The organism is Roseibium sp. TrichSKD4, assembly GCF_000148725.1.
Taxonomy (GTDB): Bacteria; Pseudomonadota; Alphaproteobacteria; order Rhizobiales; family Stappiaceae; genus Roseibium.
Map to the genome: position 1 here is coordinate 1,186,484 of NZ_GL476320.1, position 16,011 is coordinate 1,202,494.

General features: G+C 53.3%; 11 protein-coding genes and 1 pseudogene. 6 read left to right on the plus strand and 6 right to left on the minus strand.

Going from position 1 to position 16,011, the window contains the following annotated elements:
* Positions 1-93 precede the first annotated feature (93 nt).
* From TRICHSKD4_RS26235 to TRICHSKD4_RS26245, 4 genes are all read left to right on the plus strand, one after another.
* Positions 94-3,027, plus strand: a complete 2,934-nt coding sequence (locus tag TRICHSKD4_RS26235; RefSeq protein ID WP_009760314.1) for a valine--tRNA ligase — start codon at positions 94-96, stop codon at positions 3,025-3,027.
* A 205-nt stretch (positions 3,028-3,232) separates the two neighbouring features.
* Positions 3,233-3,718 carry a DUF2155 domain-containing protein gene (locus TRICHSKD4_RS26240; RefSeq protein WP_247642866.1) on the plus strand — a complete coding sequence of 162 codons (486 nt, stop codon included), beginning with the start codon at positions 3,233-3,235 and terminating at the stop codon, positions 3,716-3,718.
* Between the two features lie 197 nt (positions 3,719-3,915).
* On the plus strand, positions 3,916-4,107 hold the full coding sequence (locus TRICHSKD4_RS30455; protein WP_009760316.1) for a hypothetical protein: 192 nt from the start codon (positions 3,916-3,918) through the stop codon (positions 4,105-4,107).
* Positions 4,104-4,871, plus strand: a complete 768-nt coding sequence (locus tag TRICHSKD4_RS26245; RefSeq protein WP_009760317.1) for a phosphatase PAP2 family protein — start codon at positions 4,104-4,106, stop codon at positions 4,869-4,871. Before TRICHSKD4_RS30455 ends, TRICHSKD4_RS26245 begins: the two co-directional genes overlap by 4 nt.
* Before the next feature lie 7 nt (positions 4,872-4,878).
* Here the strand turns inward: TRICHSKD4_RS26245 and aat are convergent, their stop codons facing one another.
* Entirely contained in the window at positions 4,879-5,586 is a 708-nt protein-coding gene (gene aat, locus TRICHSKD4_RS26250) for a leucyl/phenylalanyl-tRNA--protein transferase (protein WP_009760318.1), read from the minus strand.
* Positions 5,587-5,863: 277 nt separating this feature from the next.
* On the opposite strand from aat, the gene TRICHSKD4_RS26255 reads away from it, so the two are divergent.
* Positions 5,864-6,922, plus strand: a complete 1,059-nt coding sequence (locus tag TRICHSKD4_RS26255; RefSeq protein ID WP_009760319.1) for a hypothetical protein — start codon at positions 5,864-5,866, stop codon at positions 6,920-6,922.
* A gap of 47 nt (positions 6,923-6,969) precedes the next feature.
* Here the strand turns inward: TRICHSKD4_RS26255 and accC are convergent, their stop codons facing one another.
* From accC to TRICHSKD4_RS26275, 4 genes are all read right to left on the minus strand, one after another.
* The gene (gene accC, locus TRICHSKD4_RS26260) at positions 6,970-8,316 is read right to left on the minus strand and encodes an acetyl-CoA carboxylase biotin carboxylase subunit (RefSeq protein WP_009760320.1); all 1,347 of its coding nucleotides are present in this window, start codon (positions 8,314-8,316) and stop codon (positions 6,970-6,972) included.
* A 12-nt stretch (positions 8,317-8,328) separates the two neighbouring features.
* Positions 8,329-8,799: an acetyl-CoA carboxylase biotin carboxyl carrier protein gene (gene accB, locus TRICHSKD4_RS26265; protein WP_009760321.1), complete on the minus strand. Its 471-nt coding sequence runs from the start codon at positions 8,797-8,799 to the stop codon at positions 8,329-8,331.
* Positions 8,800-9,081: 282 nt separating this feature from the next.
* Positions 9,082-9,855 carry a DsbA family protein gene (locus TRICHSKD4_RS26270; RefSeq protein ID WP_009760323.1) on the minus strand — a complete coding sequence of 258 codons (774 nt, stop codon included), beginning with the start codon at positions 9,853-9,855 and terminating at the stop codon, positions 9,082-9,084.
* A 68-nt stretch (positions 9,856-9,923) separates the two neighbouring features.
* On the minus strand, positions 9,924-11,282 hold the full coding sequence (locus tag TRICHSKD4_RS26275) for a M48 family metalloprotease (RefSeq protein WP_139052313.1): 1,359 nt from the start codon (positions 11,280-11,282) through the stop codon (positions 9,924-9,926).
* Positions 11,283-11,644: 362 nt separating this feature from the next.
* On the opposite strand from TRICHSKD4_RS26275, the gene TRICHSKD4_RS26280 reads away from it, so the two are divergent.
* Positions 11,645-12,814, plus strand: coding sequence for a pyridoxal phosphate-dependent aminotransferase (locus tag TRICHSKD4_RS26280; protein WP_009760325.1), 1,170 nt, complete (start codon positions 11,645-11,647; stop codon positions 12,812-12,814).
* 79 nt (positions 12,815-12,893) lie between these two features.
* Here TRICHSKD4_RS26280 and TRICHSKD4_RS26285 read toward each other — a convergent pair.
* Positions 12,894-15,693 (minus strand): annotated as a pseudogene (locus TRICHSKD4_RS26285) (ribonuclease E/G).
* Positions 15,694-16,011: the final 318 nt, after the last annotated feature.

A 16,011-nucleotide genomic window follows, 5' to 3' on the forward strand; every position in this document is an offset into this window, starting at 1 on the left:
CTGAGAGCCTGTGTCGTCTTGACTTGGGGCCTTGCATCCGATTTACACGGAAGCCATTCAACAAGACCAATAATCCTCCAGCTGAGTGTCCTCATGCTTGATAAAAACTATGATGCGGCGTCCGTTGAGCCGCGGATTTACGAAACCTGGGAAAAGGCGGGAGCCTTCAAAGCCGGTGCTGGCGCCAAAGAAGGGGCTGACGCCTTTACAATCGTAATTCCGCCGCCAAACGTTAATGGCTCGCTGCATATGGGGCACGCGCTCAACAACACGCTGCAGGACATTTTGATCCGATGGAAGCGGATGCAGGGCTTCGATACGCTCTGGCAACCGGGGACGGATCACGCTGGAATTGCGCTGCAGATTGCCGTTGAGCGGCAGATGGCTGAGCGTAATGAGCCAACCCGGCGCGAAATTGGCCGCGAGGCATTTATCAAGCGCGCATGGACCTACAAGGAAGAAATAGGCAGTGCGATTATCAATCAGCTCAAGCGTTTGGGCTCGTCGTGTGATTGGTCGCGTGAACGCTTCACGATGGATGAAGGCCTATCGGCGGCCGTTCGTAAAGTTTTTGTTGAGCTCTATAATGAAGGCCTGATCTATAAATCCAAGCGCCTTGTGAACTGGGACCCGAAGATGGAAACCGCCATCTCGGATCTTGAAGTCGAAAACATCGAGACCGATGGCCACATGTGGCACTTCAAGTATCCATTGGCAGGCGGTGCGACTTATGAATATGTCGAGAAGGATGAGGACGGAAACGTCACCCTCCGCGAGACCCGCGATTACATCTCGATAGCAACAACGCGCCCGGAAACCATGCTGGGCGATGGCGCTGTTGCCGTTCATCCGGACGATGAGCGTTACAAACCGATCATCGGCAAGCTATGTGAAATTCCGGTCGGGCCCAAAGAGCACCGTCGTCTGATCCCGATCATCACCGACGAATACCCGGATCCGGACTTTGGGTCTGGTGCGGTCAAAATTACCGGCGCGCATGACTTCAACGACAATGGTGTTGCTCAGCTGAACAACATTCCGATGTACCGCCTGATGGACACGAAAGGGGCGATGCGTTCGGACGGCGCGTCCTACACCGAGGAAGCCGCCAAGGCACAGGCGATTATCGAAGGTGCTGATTTCACGATCAACGAGATTGACGACATCAACATCGTCCCGGACGATCTGCGTGGATTGGACCGTTTTGAGGCCCGTAAGCTGGTGATCGAACAGATCACGGCTGAAGGCCTTGCAGTCATGGTTCCCAATGACGACCCTCAAGTCACATGGATGAAGGGCCAAGTCCCTCAGTGGACCGCTGAGGGAAAAGCAATTGTCAAAAAGAAGGTTACTGACGAAGACGAAGCTCCTGAGCAACTGCCTTTGATTGAATCCAAGAAAATCATGCAGCCTTTTGGGGATCGCTCAAAGGTCGTCATCGAGCCGATGCTGACGGATCAGTGGTTTGCTGATGCCAAGAAATTGGCCCAGCCGGCGCTAAAAGCTGTTCAGAATGGTTCCACAAAGTTTGTGCCGGGAAACTGGGACAAGACCTACTATAACTGGCTGAACGACATCCAGCCTTGGTGTATCTCCCGCCAGCTTTGGTGGGGGCACCAGATCCCGGTCTGGTATGACGAAGACGGCACCGAGTATTGTGCGGAGACCGAGGAAGAAGCGGTCAAGCTGGCAGGTGGCAAGACCCTGACCCGTGACCCTGACGTTCTCGATACATGGTTTTCCTCCGGATTGTGGTCATTCTCGACCCTTGGATGGCCGGACAAGACGGCTGAACTGGAGCGCTACTACAAGACCGACGTCTTGATAACAGGATTTGACATCATCTTTTTCTGGGTTGCCCGGATGATGATGCAAGGCATCCACTTCATGGATGAAGTCCCGTTCCACACGGTCTACATCAATTCCATCGTGGTCGACAAAAACGGGAAGAAGATGTCCAAGTCCGTGGGCAATGTTCTTGACCCGCTGGATTTGATTGATCGTTTTGGCGCCGATGCGACCCGCTTTGCACTTGTCAGTCAGGAAGTACAAGGGCGCAGAACGCTTCGCATGTCCGATCAGGCGGCAGAAGGTGGCCAGCGTTTCGCAACAAAGCTCTGGAACGCGGCGCGCTTTGCAGAGATGAACGGATGCGAGCGGGTATCCGGTTTTGATCCGTCAACCACAAAGCACACGCTGAACCGCTGGATCGCGACAGAGACCGGCAAGGCGATTCAGGAAGTCACCAAGGCTCTGGATGAGTATCGTTTCAACGATGCATCGGGTGGGGCTTACAAGTTTATCTGGAACACGTTCTGTGACTGGTATCTCGAACTCGCCAAGCCGATCTTCAATGGTGATGATGAGGCGGCCAAGGAAGAGACGCGCGCAACCGCTGCCTGGGCACTGGATGAGATTCTGAAAATCCTGCACCCGTTCATGCCGTTCTTGACTGAGGAGCTTTGGGAGCGCCTTGGTGACAAGGGAGTGAAGGCCAAAAACGTTCTGGCTCTGACAGAATGGCCACAAGCGCGGGTATCAGATGAAGAAGCCGCTGGTGAAATCAACTGGTTGGTATCTCTGATTTCTGACATCAGGTCGCTGCGAGCTGAAATGAATGTTCCGGCAGGTGCAAAGGTTCCAGTTGTCGTGGTTGAGCCGGATTCAGAGACCAAGGCGCGTGTTGAGAGGCATGAGAACGCCATCTTGCGTCTCGCACGGGCTGAAAGCGTGGCGTTTGAAACTGTTGCGCCGAAGGGAGCGGCACAGATCGTTGTGGGTTCCACGACTGTCTGCCTTCAGCTTGCTGACTTCATCGATCTGGAAGGTGAAAAAGCCCGGTTGTCGAAAGAAATCGGAAAGCTGGAAGGTGAAATCGGCCGGATCGAAAAGAAACTCAGCAACCGGAAATTCGTCGACAAGGCGCCTCAAGAGGTGGTCGATGGCGAACGGGAAAAGGCTGCTGAATTTGGCGAAAGACTGTCGAAGGTGAAGGTCGCCTTCAGTCGCCTGGAAGACATGGGCTGAGACATAGTCTCGTTCAAAACGTCAAGGGATGGCCTGATTTCTTACAAGATCGGGCCATTCTTTGTGTTTAACTTGAAAACTGGATGCAGCTTGGACCCGAATCTGGTCACATGGATGCAGTCAACGGTAAGGTGAAATGAGCAGAGACGTGAAAACAAGCAGCCTCGGGCGTATGCTGGCAGGAGCATTGGCGCTTGCTGGATTAATGGCTGTGGAACCGGCTTTGGCCCAGTCTCAACCTCAATCCCAGAAGATTGAAAACCCTGTTGCCGTTTTCTCCGGTCTCGACAAGATTACCGGACGCATCATCAATTTTGACGTCTATATTGGCGAAACCGTCCAGTTCGGAGCCCTGCAGGTCACGCCGCGTGTTTGTTACACGCGTCCCCAGACAGAATCTCCGCTGACCACCGGCTTTATTCAGGTGGACGAAATCACCTTGAACAATGAGGTGAGGCGCATTTTCTCCGGTTGGATGTATGCCGCCAGCCCCGGCCTTCATGCCGTAGAGCACGGTGTCTATGACATCTGGCTGACCAACTGCAAACGCACTTCCACAGTCCCACCCCCTGAAGGCTATGACGGCCCGCCAGTGGAGCAGGTAACATCCGAAGATCAGGACCCGTTAGCTGGACCGGATGACGGTGTTGACACCATCCTCGCCCCAAGGCCAAAGCCCTTTCAGGGGTAGAGGGTAATTTTGATCAGATGAGAATTTTGATGAGTTTGTCACAACGCCAACACTTATGACTGTCATCCAGTTTTCGACGTCATTATATTTGTTATTAGAACTCGAACAGACTCGTTGCGTTCGGTAAAAATGCGTAGAGAAACTTTTATTTAAGTGCTTTGCTAAAAATATACAGCAGATCCAATCATGAGATAGATATGCTGTATCCCACACGTTTCTCAACAATAACAATCATTGGTATTTGGCTGATCAATTTGGCTTTGTTTGTTTTACTAGGTGCCCAATTAGTGGTGACTTCCTTGACGCCAATATTGGTTGTGTGTCTTGGCGCAGGTGTTCTTTTGTATTTCTTCAAGAAGGCGGAACTCACGCTTATAAATGAAGAGTGAAAAAACGAGCCGTTTTTTTCCTTGAAAGTATGATCTTTTTGCAGTTTGCGCTGACAGGAATGCGGTTTCTGAACTATTTGACCATGTCAATCACTTTCCCTTGGGCGGACACAATGTTGTCGGGTTGGGATCAAGTTCTGGGTTTGGACTGGGTAACCTATTTTGAATGGGTTCAGTCCTCGCGCTTTTTGATTGTTTTACTTGATTGGTCTTATTTGTCCTTGGACTTTGTTACAGCATTATTTTTATGGGTGCTTTTGTTGTTAGGCGAAGATCGCAGAGCGCGGTATTTCGTAGACGTATTTGTTTCAACTGCGCTCACTTGTACGATTATTGGCATGTTCTTCCCGGCAAAAGCGGCTGTAGTAACGTATCTTGGAAATGTGCAGAGCCTGGCCGGGTTTGCCCAAGTGCCCGGCGTGTATCATATGGATAACATCCTGGCATTACGTGAGAGCGGGCCCCCGGTCTTGGATCGCATGTCGATGCCGGGGCTAGTAACTTTTCCGTCGTTTCATACAGCAGCAGGCATTCTTCTTATATGCGCTAGTTATGGCACTCGTTTATTTATTCCGGTCGCTATATATGCTGGCGTAATGATTGCGTCTACGCCGGTTTATGGTGCGCACTATTTCATCGATATATTGGCCGGTACTCTTATAGCTCTTGCAATTGCAGGTGCGTTCGCGATGGCTGGTCAATACCGGTTGTTGTTCCCGCGCCTTGAAGGGACGACGACCGCGTACCCAAGTGGCTCAATATAAAATTTGGTCACCTAACATCGAAATTGGTTGAAGGTCGTTTCTCGGACCAATGGGCTAGGACATTCAACACCTCTGCGCCGCTGGCATTTGTTGGAAAGGCATAGAAGTCCGGGTCTTGCTTCAGGGCTTCAGAAAGGCGCCCATTGTAGTCGGTCTGAGCGATTTCCTGCGTTCCGAACTTGCTTAGGTGATCTGTTACGAATTGCGTGTCAAGCAAGGAGTATCCACCGACAATCATGCGGGCGACAAGGTGGGCAAGGCACACCTTTGAGGCATCGGTTTCAAGCGTAAACATGCTTTCGCCAAAGAACGCGCCGTTGAGGCTGACGCCATAAAGCCCGCCGACCAATTCGCCATTCTGCCAAGCCTCTACGGTGTGACAGTAACCCATTTCGAAAAGTTCGCCATAAAGCCGCCGGATCTCCTTGTTGATCCAGGTTTTGGAACGACCGGGCAGGGGGGAGGCGCAGCCATCTATTACCCCTTGAAAGTCCGTGCTGACACGGATTTCGAAGATATCCTGGCGAATGGTCCGGCGTAGTCGGCGAGGTAGATGGAATCCGTCTAACGGCAAGATTCCACGGCGTTCCGGTTCCAGCCAAAAGAGCCCAGGGTCATCAGCCGACTCTGCCATGGGAAACAGCCCGCACGCATAGGCCTTCAAAAGAACCTGCGGGGTAATCTCCATCACGATGTCGTCTTTATATCCTGCCACCGGTGAACCTATCTTCCAATGTGCGCTCTGGCATTATTTGGGCCTGAAATTTGAAGACCGACACCAGCAACAGTTGTGATGCTGTTGCGAGTCTCGAAATCATAATTTGCCAAAAATAATAAAAGGAAAACAGAAGACTTTCTGTCTTCAACTGAAATTTACGTAAAGGCGATCGGCCAACTGGCTGGGCGCCAATGCATTTTCACAAGTCTTCCCTCTCAGCGTCTCTTCCTGTGACCGCCTTTGCAAGGGCCTGGAACGCAGGAAGGGAAAGCTCATGTACTACAATAAGGTGCAATTCATCGGATACGACATTTACACCGGGCCATCCAATCCCGGCACGGTGAATGCAGCCTATACCGGACAGCTTTCAGATATCGATGACATGAATACGCGGATCGGCCTCATGAAGCAGGCCATTTCAACCGCCTCAAGCAACAGCGCAGTTGATAACAATTCCGGGGTGCTAAAGATCTTCATGGCACCAGAGTTTTATTTCAGAGGTCGTCACGGTGGGTATGACATTGCCATGATGACAGGCATTCAGGGTGACATGTCTGCTCCCTCATTGATCGACGAATTAGCAACTGCTGTGAGCGATAGTCGTTATGGCGATTGGCTCTTTGTATTTGGAACGGCAATCCTCCAAAGCTTTGATCCCAAGACCAATACTTATGAGACTTACAATGTCGCGATTGTTCAAAAGGGTGGGTATTCAAGCACTGATGATCAGTTGGCCAATCGTGTCGTCATAATGAAAGAAAACAAGAGTTCGATTGACTATCTCCAATGGCCGGCAAGCGGGCTTTCGGATTTCAACACCGCGCACCTGCCTGCCTTGGGAGATGCCAGCTATTCAAAAGAGATCAATACGCCCGGCGGTGGTGGAGGCGGTGGTTTTAATGGCGGTTCAATCTTCCATATCGACAATATCACCTTTGGCCTGGAGATATGCCTGGACCACGCAGAAAGGCGCCTTGTGAGGGCCTTTCCCCAGAAAGGTCAACTCTATGTCCAAATTCAGCTGATCCCGTCAGGGGGAATGTCTATTGTCAGCAGTGCGGTGGCCGCGTCTCCAAATGGACTTGTTTTCAGTGTTGACGGTTTGGGCGCGTCAGGTGGCGGGGGCTACGGGCACCACACGGTCCTGAATCGGGTCAATTTCTCATTACCACGAGATTTAAGCGACCTCGATGACATTGCGGTCTACAACACAGCGCCAGTGCATGTAAGCAATCCGGATCTCTCCAAGGCCTTTTACGTTCCATCAGGACAAGACCCGACGTTGAGGTTCTTTTCCCCCGAGCCGATGACTGCCCAAGTCGCGGCGAAATAAAAAAGGGGCCCAAGTGGCCCCTTTTAAACGTCAAATCCTGAAATGGATCACTTTGCATCTTCTGCCAGATACTTCTCCAGCCAGTGAATGTCATACTGACCGTTTGCAATGTCCTGATTGTCGACAAGATCGCGGAACAGCGGCAGGGTCGATTTGATTTCATCGACCACAAACTCGTCCAGACACCGGCGCAGGCGCATCATGCACTCGACACGGTTTCGTCCGTGCACGATCAGCTTGCCAATCATGCTGTCGTAATAGGGCGGGATTTTGTAGCCCTGGTACACAGCTGAATCCACGCGAACACCAAGTCCACCCGGCGTGTGATAGTAGGTGATCGTTCCCGGTGACGGAGCAAAGGTCCGCGGGTCTTCCGCGTTGATCCGGCACTCGATGGCATGACCCGTGAACTTGATATCGTCTTGAGACATATCCAGCGAACCACCTGCGGCGATGCGGATCTGTTCGTTGACCAGATCTATGCCAGTGATCATCTCGGTAACCGGGTGCTCCACCTGAAGACGGGTGTTCATTTCAATGAAATAGAACTCACCGTTTTCATAAAGGAACTCGATCGTGCCAACGCCGCGATATTTCAGTTTGCGCATCGCAGAGGCGACGACTTCTCCGATTTTTCCGCGTTGCTCGAGGTTAAGACATGGGGAAGGGGCTTCCTCCAGAACCTTTTGGTGCCGGCGCTGAAGCGAGCAATCCCGCTCTCCCAGATGAACAGCATTGCCCTTTCCGTCCCCCAGGACCTGGATTTCGATGTGGCGCGGCTTGCCCAGATACTTTTCCATGTAAAGGGCATCGTCACCAAAGGCAGCCTTGGCCTCAGACCGGGCCGTCGACAGTGCTGTCTCCAGATCGGCCTTGCTTTGGGCCACCTTCATACCGCGGCCGCCGCCGCCGGCAGCAGCTTTCACAAGAACAGGATAGCCGATTTCATCTGCAACCCGGTGCGCTTCCTCATTTGAGGTAATGCCGCCTTCAGAGCCGGGGACAACCGGAATGCCCAAATCCTTGGCTGTTTGCTTGGCCTGAATCTTGTCGCCCATAATGCGAATATGTTCAGCAGTTGGGCCGATAAATTCAATGCTGTGGGCTTCGAGAATTTCGGCAAAACGCGCATTCTCGGACAAAAAGCCATAGCCCGGGTGAACAGCGTCAGCGCCGGTGATTTCGCAGGCCGCCAGAATGTTCGGAATATTGAGATAACTGTCGCGTGCAGCTGGTGGGCCAATGCAGACACTCTCGTCAGCAAGCCGAACATGCATGGCATCCGCATCAGCTGTTGAATGAACAGCGACAGTCGAAATGCCTAACTCTTTACACGCCCGCAAGATTCGAAGCGCGATCTCGCCGCGGTTGGCAATCAGGATCTTGGAAAACATGCGCCTGTGTCCTTATTCGACGATGATCAGGGGTTCGCCGAATTCGACCGGCTGCGCATCCTCCACGAGAATCTGCTTCACGGTTCCGGACTTTGTCGCCGGAATGTGGTTCATGGTTTTCATCGCCTCAACGATCAGGATCGTCTGGCCTTCCTTCACCTTGTCACCAATATTGATGAAAGCAGCGGCTCCAGGCTCCGGTGAAAGGTAGGCTGTTCCAACCATCGGCGACGTAATTGCGCCGGCAGCCGGTGCTGCTTCTGCGGGAGCTGCGGTTGGCGCTGCTGGAGCCACAGGCGCGGCCGGGGCCACGGGAGCGGCTGCCGGGGCGGAGTAAACCGGAGCTTCAATGTTCAATTGACGGGCAACACGAATACGGACATCACCATGTTCCAGCTCGATTTCAGAAAGGTTTGTTTCATCGAGTAGGATGGCCATGTCGCGGATCAGGGCCGTGTCGAATTTTTTGTTATCATTGGACATGAGGTTCGGCTTTCGTGTTCGGTTTTTCGAAACTGCCTATCGCGCAGCTTCCCGTTTCAATTCGCGGATTTCGTCCGCAGGTTCTTTATTGGCCATCGCCAGATGGGCGCATGATGCCAAGGCTCGAAAACGTGAGATGTGAACCCGGTTCCATACGCGTTTCCCTGCCCATGTAATAGTGCGGGCACGAAGCCGCAATAGGCTCCGTACCCCGCATCTTATAAGCATGGATTAAGGCGAGGAAAAGCCCGTTCCGCTCCAAAACTTAGCCAAAAGGCGAACTCAGCAGGTGGTTTCGCCGCAGCTTTCCATTGCAACAAGCTTCTTGCGCAAATCATCGTATCCAACGGCGCCCATAATCACCTCGTCACCAATGACATAAGATGGGGTTCCGGTAAGCCCGAGACGGTTGGCAAGTGTGTAGACTTCTTCGATCGTTTGGCCTGCGATGTCGGAATTGATGGCATTGTTCACAGCGTCTTCTGAGATGCCCACACCGATTGCAGCTTGCATAGAGCTGGCCTTATTGGCGCGCCCACGCTGCAGCAAAAGCGCTTCGTGGAACTCGGAATATTTGTCAGGCGCAACGGTATTGACCGCAATGGCAACTTGAGCGGCTTCTACAGATGCTTGTCCCAGAACTGGAAATTCCTTCAAAACGACGCGAAGGTTCGGCATCTCGTCGATCAGCTTCACGATGTCGCCATGTGCGCGTTTGCAGTAGCCACAGTTGTAGTCAAAAAACTCAACCATTGTGACGTCGCCTTGTGGATTGCCGAGAACAACCTGACGGGTGGAGTTAAAGAGAACATCGGCAGAATCGGCCAGCGCGGCGACGCGCGCAGCTTCTTCCGCTTCTTTTTGCCGGCGGTCTAGTTCCGTGAGGGCTTCGGCAATGACTTCAGGGTTTTGCAGGAGATAGTCTTTGACGATCTTCTCAATCTCGCTTCGGTTAATCTCATCCGCCGAAGCCTGATTCGGGCTGGCTGTAAAAGCGAGAGTAAAGACAGCCATGGCTGCAAATAGGACAGCAGTCAGGCATCGTGACTTGAACATTTCATTCTCCTGTCGGGTGCTTTTAAACCCAGGTGGGCATAGGTGCCGCGTGTTACAGTCCAGATTTGCTATTTCTTCAATCTGGGTGGTGTGTAGGATACAATATCATCCGCTTGAAGCCATGCTGGACTACCTCGCTTCAAATTCTTTTGAGCGCGGGCGGCATAGCGTTTTGCAGCTGTAAAGTCTCCGCGAACCATCAATCCCTTGGCAGTCGCCAAATCGGCTTCAGCTCGTTCTCCCTGGCGGGCATGAGCAATAGCCAGTTGGCTATGAGCCACACCCGAATTCGGATCGCGCTGAATGGCGTTTTTCAGAATGCGTTCGGCCTCCGTCAGGACCGCAGGATTGTTAGAGCCGACCAACGCATAGCCAAGCCAAATCTGGAACTGAGGTTCTTTCGGTTTAATACTCAGAGCTCTGCGGAATGGGGCGATTGCCGCTTTCGGATTACCACCTTCCAGAAGCGCTTGCCCTTTAAGCTCATGAAAATAGGGGTTGCTAGGGTGTTTGCGGATCAGGGCGTCAATTTGCTTCAAGGCATTCCTTGAGCGAGATTTCATGGCGGCGATGGCGCGCGCATATTCTGCCGGCAAACTCTTGTCGGATCGTGGATACCGGCGAGTAACTGCGTTGGGATGACTGGTGAAGGCGTAAAGCTTCGCCTTGGCCATGTCGTGGCGATATTGAAGGACGTAGTCTTCCGGTTTGTCGAAGTACGGGCTTTGTTTGGCCTTTTCTTCCAAAGAGCGATATCGGTCGCGGGCCATCGGGTGACTCACCGCGTAAGGGTCGACATACTTGGCTGAAAAGACTTGCTGTTCCGCCATGCGCTCGAAGTTTTTCAGCATTCCGCGCGCACTTTGTTTTGTTGCTTTCAAATAGCGGAGAGCCGCAATGTCAGCTGCCGCCTCTTCGCCGCGCTGATAAGCCAGAAAGGATCGTTTTCCGATGCTGCCAGAGCCTAACACAGTTGCCAGACCACCAGAGGTCGCACCGCGCGAGCCAGACGCAGCACCGGCGGCAACTGCTCCCGCTCCAGCAATCACACCGATCACCGACATGATTTGTGCCTTGGCAGCCGCTGAGCGGATCCGAACCAAGTGGCGTCCGGTAATGTGTCCGGTCTCATGAGCCAGAACACCAATCACTTCGCCCGGTGTTTCAGCATCCATGATGACACCGATATTGATGAAGATACGGCGGGAATCCGGAACGAAGGCGTTAAAGGCCTTGTCGTTGACCAAAATAATCTGCGGCTGCGAGTTTCCCAGGCCTGAAGCACGAAAAATCGGGGTCGCGTAATCCCGGAGCAAGGATTCGACCTCAGCATCGCGGACTAGCGAGAGGCCGCGTTTTCTCGATTGTGCGTCGGAGGGAACACTGAGAAGCGGTAGAGCAATAGCCATCGCGCACAGGGTTGCCATGCCCTTTTTCAAGCTTGATGCGATTGTTGCTGATCGGCCGCGCGGAACGCCTATTTGCTGAAACTGCTTCACTCTCAATTCGCCATATTCATATCTGCCACAGGGTGTCTCCTGATTGACGTTTGAGATGTGTTCACGTGGCCGAAAAGACAAGGGAGCTTTAAGCCAAATCACGAGATCTGTTCAAAGGGTATAATCGCCCGTTAATTTCGGCGACCGTATGGCCAGTTCAAATCCGGGTCAAGAAAACCGGCATAGAGCTGGACTACATGCGGTTCACGTTTAGGTGGCCTTGTGCAAATCGTCCATCCTATGAGACATAGCCAAGAAACCACGTCTGCCACTCATATTGGAATTCATTTATGTCCCATGCTGACCCCAAGTTCAGTCCGTCTTGTCGAAGTGACGTCGCGCCGTTCCTGGCAATGGATGTCTTGAGTGCGGCGGCACGTCTGGAGGCTGACGGCAAATCGATTATTCATATGGAGGTGGGTCAACCTTCGGCTCCAGCACCCAAATTGGCTTTGGAGGCTGCACGGAACGCTTTGGATGTGGGCAAGCTGGGATACACAGAGGCGCGGGGGATCAAGCCGTTTCGCAGCCGTCTTTCACAGCACTATCGGGATTCATATGGTGTCGAGGTCGATGAGGGCAGAATTGTTGCGACCACAGGCTCATCGGCTGGCTTCAATCTCGCATTTCTTGCCGCCTTCGATGCGGGCGACCGCATTGCACTGACTTCGCCCGGTTATCCAGCCTACCGGAACATCATCAAGGCGCTTGGTCTTGTTCCAGTCGAAATAGAGGTGAGCGAAGAGACGCGCTGGTGTCTAACGCCTACGCTGTTGGAAGAAGCTCAACGAGATGGCTCAATTCGCGGCGTATTGGTTGCGAGTCCCGCAAACCCGACCGGCACCATGATGACCCCTGAGGCGTTAAGCGAGCTTGTGCGGTATTGCGACGACAACGGTATCTGGTTCATTTCCGACGAGATATATCACGGCTTGGTGTACGAAGTAGAGCAGGCAACAGCGCTTGCAACGTCTCAAAATGCGATCATTATCAACAGTTTCTCCAAGTATTATTGCATGACCGGATGGCGAATTGGATGGATGGTTTTGCCAGAGGTTCTGGTGCGGCCAGTCGAGAGAATCGCGCAAAGCCTGTATATCTCTCCGCCTGAACTCTCGCAGATCGCGGCCACCGCAGCGCTTGACGCGCATGAAGAGCTGGAAGCGATCAAGTCAGGCTACGCCCAAAATCGTACGCTGCTGATGCAAGAGTTGCCAAAACTTGGATTTGACAAGCTGTTGCCGGTCGATGGTGCCTTTTATGTCTATGCGGACACACGGTGGTTTTCCAACGACTCTCTAACGTTCACCAAGTCGATGCTTGAAGAGGCGAGAGTTGCAGCAACACCTGGTGCGGATTTTGACCCTGTGAACGGCCATGCATTCACGCGCTTTTCTTTTGCAGGGTCCAATGATCACATGAAGGAAGCGCTTTCCCGGCTTGGCAAATGGCTTGGATGAATCTGGATTGACAGTATGAAACAAAAAAGCCCCCGGCAACGGCCGGGGGCTTTTTGTAGATTGGAATACGGCGAAGCGCCTAGAAGAATGAGCGCCGTTGCCACCAACCGCCACGTTTTGGCTTTTTGGCTTCCTCATTGTCGGATGCAGATTCGCTGGTAACAACCGGCTCTAGCGGAGCGGTGCGAGCAGATGCATCTTCTTGATCATCTGCTGCGACCTCACGTGCGGCCTGTGCCACAGGCTCTTCTGAAACCGGCGTCGGCGCAACGATTGGCTTGTCATCGTCGTTTGCTTCAACATCCGAGGCGGTTTCTGAAGCAATTCCGCTGTCAGTTGTTTCTTCCGAACCAGCAGCTTCAGCAGTGGTTGCAGAAGTGTCGACAGCTTCAACGGTCGCACCCGGCTCCCCTGTGTCCGCAGCGTTGCTGTCGCCAGAGGCCGCATCGGCATCAGACGTGGCTGCTTCATCATTTTCATCTGAAGCTGCGACTGTATCGCCTTCATTGGTGCGGCGACCGCGACGGCCACCACGACGCCCACGCCGACGCTTGCGGCGACGGTCCTCTTCGCTGGCATCATCACCATCTTCGGACTGAGCTTCTTGAGCTTCGGCACCATCGTCGTCTTCAGAGGCCTGCTGTTCCTGATCAGACCGTTCTGGCCCATCACCACGACCCCGCCGCCCCCTCGCGGCGGCGGCGGCGCTTCCGATCCCGGTCACCATCCTGATCAGCTTCATCAGAGGAGGTTTCTTGAACCTCTTCCTCTGGCTCGTCTTCATCTTCAATCAGATCAATCGTGTCAGGTTGGACGTATTGAACAACCGGAGCTGGGAAACGGTCACGGTCGACGAGTTCGCCGCGATCCAGCATATAATGCTGCCCATTGACCATCACATCAGCTTGCACTTCAATCTCAACTGCAAACCGGCCCTCAAGTTCAACAAGATGCGCGCGCTTCTGGTTCAGAACGTAGAGCGCAACGGTTGTCGAGGTCCGCAAGATGAGATTGTGTGTGGCGCCTTTCAGCAGATTGTCTTCGACGGACCGAAGAACGTGCAGGGCAACCGATTCAACGGAACGGATCATGCCTGTGCCGTTACAATGCGGGCATGGTGTTGTCGAACTTTCAAGAACCCCGGTGCGCAGCCGCTGGCGAGACATCTCCAGAAGGCCGAAGTGTGAAATACGGCCGACCTGAATGCGGGCCCGGTCGTTTTTCAAGCATTCTTTGAGTTTGCGCTCAACATTCCGGTTGTTCTTGTTCTCCTCCATATCGATGAAGTCGATGACAACAAGACCTGCCAAATCGCGTAAGCGCAGCTGGCGCGCAACTTCCTCTGCAGCTTCCAGGTTGGTCTGAAGCGCCGTGTCCTCAATGTTGTGCTCTTTTGTCGACTTGCCGGAGTTCACGTCGATCGAGACCAGCGCTTCGGTCTGGTTGATAACAATATAGCCACCCGATTTCATCGTGACTTGAGGCGAGAACATTGCATCAAGTTGTGGTTCAACTCCGAACCGGATGAACAGCGGGGAGGGGTCGCGATAAGGTTGAACGTTTTTCGCATGGCTCGGCATGAGCATGCGCATGAAGTCCTTGGCTTCTCGGTAGCCCTCTTCTCCGGCCACCAACACCTGATTGATGTCCTTGTTGTAGAGGTCGCGAATCGAGCGCTTGATCAGGCTGCCTTCCTCATAAACAAGGTTCGGCGCGCTTGATTGTAAGGTCAGATCTCGAACGGTTTCCCAAAGTCGCATCAGGTATTCGAAATCACGCTTGATCTCAGCCTTCGTCCGGCTCGCACCTGCCGTTCGCAGGATAACGCCCATTCCTTCCGGCACATCCAGCTCGGATGCAATTTTCTTCAAGCGTTTACGGTCAGTTGGCTGTGTGATTTTTCTGGAAATGCCGCCACCGCGTGCCGTGTTTGGCATCAAAACAGAGTAGCGACCTGCCAGTGACAGGTAGGTTGTCAGAGCAGCACCCTTATTGCCGCGCTCTTCTTTAACGACCTGCACCAGAATGATCTGACGGCGCTTGATGACTTCCTGAATTTTGTAGTGGCGACGCGGTGCCTGCCGACGCTCAGGAACTTCTTCCATTGCATCTTCGGCCCCAACAGATTCTACACTGTCTTCGTCATCGCTATTCTCATCATCCGCATCACGACGGCGGCGTCTTGAGCGCGCTCTTACCGGCGCATCATCATCTTCCTCTGTATCCGCTTCGGTTGCGTCCTCATCGTCGTCCGCGTCAGAACGTGCCTCGAAAGCGTCCGCCTCATCGGTTGCAGCGTCTTTTGCATCAACAGCTGGATCGCTTTCGCTGTCCGCGTTCTGTTCAGCAGAAGGCTCCTCATTGTTCTCCGAAGCATCGTTGGATGCAGTCAGCTGTTCGTCATCCAAAACGCCAGTGGTCTCAGAAGCCTCGGCAGCTTCCCCATCTTCAGTTGTTTCTTCTGAAGTGCTCTCGTCCAACTCGTCGTCAGAGCTGGCGACGACATCTTCTTTGGTCTCGTTCCGCGCAGCACGGCTGCGACGACGGCGTTTTGGTTTTTCGTCCGAATCGGCCGCGTCATCTTGTTCCCGCTCGGCAGCTTCCGCTTCCAGTAGCGCCTGACGGTCCGCGACAGGTATCTGATAATAATCCGGGTGAATTTCACTAAAAGCCAAGAAACCGTGCCGGTTTCCGCCATATTCGACGAAAGCCGCCTGAAGTGATGGTTCGACCCGAGTAACCTTGGCTAGATAAATATTCCCGCGAAGCTGCTTTCGATTAGCTGCCTCAAAATCAAATTCTTCTACCCGATTTCCACGCACGACGACGACCCGGGTCTCTTCCGGGTGGGCCGCGTCGATCAGCATTTTGTTTGCCATTGAGTTCAGTCTCCACGGCAGCGCGAGCGGGATAAGACAATATCTTCCCTGCGCCCGAAGCGCATGCAGCTGCCGCTATGGTTTTGTGATTTGGTGCTACGGGGCTTGCGTCCATTGCTGCGGGGGAAACAACAGCAGCGGCCGCCATGGCGGGGCCAGCTGATATGTTGATCCTCATTTGCATCGCGCGGGTCCTTCGGGGGCAAGCAAGCCCTGGTTATTACGTTGTTGTTCCGTTAAGCGAGGAAGCACGCGCCGAAATACGCGAGTTTGCCGCATCGCAATTCTCTCGGACCGTCCGCTTGTTCTCTATATCCG